The organism is Pantanalinema rosaneae CENA516 (assembly GCF_050753385.1).
GTDB lineage: Bacteria > Cyanobacteriota > Cyanobacteriia > Leptolyngbyales > Leptolyngbyaceae > Pantanalinema > Pantanalinema rosaneae.
In genome coordinates this window covers 1-1,379 of the sequence record NZ_JBLZFZ010000172.1, presented here as the reverse complement: position 1 = coordinate 1,379, position 1,379 = coordinate 1, and the positions used below count along the sequence as shown (strand labels likewise).

The 1,379-nt window shown below is 67.4% G+C and carries 1 protein-coding gene; it reads right to left on the bottom strand.

All coding sequences use genetic code 11. From position 1 onward, the window contains the following. Positions 1-218: 218 nt before the first annotated feature. A complete protein-coding gene (locus ACN4EK_RS32645; protein ID WP_431662610.1) occupies positions 219-1,301 on the bottom strand; it encodes an ABC transporter substrate-binding protein in 1,083 nt (360 codons plus the stop codon). Positions 1,302-1,379: the final 78 nt, after the last annotated feature.

Genomic DNA, 1,379 nt, shown 5'->3' with positions numbered 1-1,379 from the left:
AGATGTGTATAAGAGACAGGTACGGCGAGAACTGGGGCCCGTCGCCGCCTTGGAAGGGACGATGAGCTGCCTCTTCGTCCTGCCCCGCGGCTGGCGGCGGCACCCTGCCACCGGTCAAGCGCCGTCCCGCCGGAGCCTGCTGCTACACCATTCACCGCTGTCTTGGAACGGGGGAATGCGGCGTGCGGGCTGGGCGGAGGCCCGCCCCTTTTCGCGGATCAGCCCAGCAGGGTGGCAAAGGGCGTGAGCTTGTCGCGGATCTCCGCCCATTCGGCAGGGGACAGCTTGATCTTGCCAGCAAAGCGGTTGCTGATCAGCGACTCGCTTGCCGGACGCCGGCCGCCCTCGGCACCACCGAACTCCATGACCAGGTCGGTCATCCGCGACCAGCGGTCGACATCGGTCCAGCCCAACCCGTTCTCCATCGCCTCGGGCTGCAGGATGGTCGATTGCATGATGCCCTGCGACAGCCGCGCATTCTCGCGCCCACCTTGGGTCAGGCCAAGCTCCGGCACTTGGCGCACCAGCATGTCCAGCGCCCGTTCCGGTTCGCGCAGTTGGAAGGCGACCGCCTCCAGCAGGGCATCCACCACGCGCTCGCACAGTCCGGGCTGCGCCTGCAGGATCTCTGGCCGAGTGGTGATGACGTTGGCGTAGAACTGGAGTCCCACCGCCGAGAAGAGCATGAGCCGATGCGGGGCGTTCTGTGCCAACATCACGGGAATGGACGATGAACCGATGCCGGACCCGGCGTCCACCTGGCGATCAATGATGGTGCGCTCGAAGACGCGGTTGTCCACCTGCTGCATGGTGATGCGTGAGGCGTCCACGCCAGCCAGGCGGAAATAGGCCGGGATGAAGGGCGCATCCACACCGGCGGGCACGATGGCGAGGCGGCGCCCCTCCAGGTCCTTGGGGGTCCGGATGGCGGAATCCCGGCGAAGCAGGATGCCCATGGTCATGTCGTAGTTGACGGTGGCCAGGCCCACCAGGGGAAGTCCGCGTGCCGCGTTCAGGATGACCGAACTCGCCCCCACCAGCCCAAATTCGAACTGGTTCTGCGCGATGGCCTGCGCCGCCGCGTTGGAACCGAAGCCGCGGGTGATGCTGGCCTCGATCCCGCGGTTGCGGAACCCGCCCATCTCGCGCGCGACATAGGCATAGGCCGTGGCACCCTGCGCCAGCCATGGCAGGGTGAGGCGGATAGGTGTGATGGCCTGCGCGAGCACCGCGGGCGCGGCGAGGCTGCCGCCGAGCCCGGCCAGCACGCTCCGGCGGGATGGCGTGGCGAGGCGCGTCATTCCACCGGCTCCATGTCGGCCGCCTGGAGGATGTCGCCATCCTTGTACTCGCCCCAGGCCTGTCTCTTATACACATCT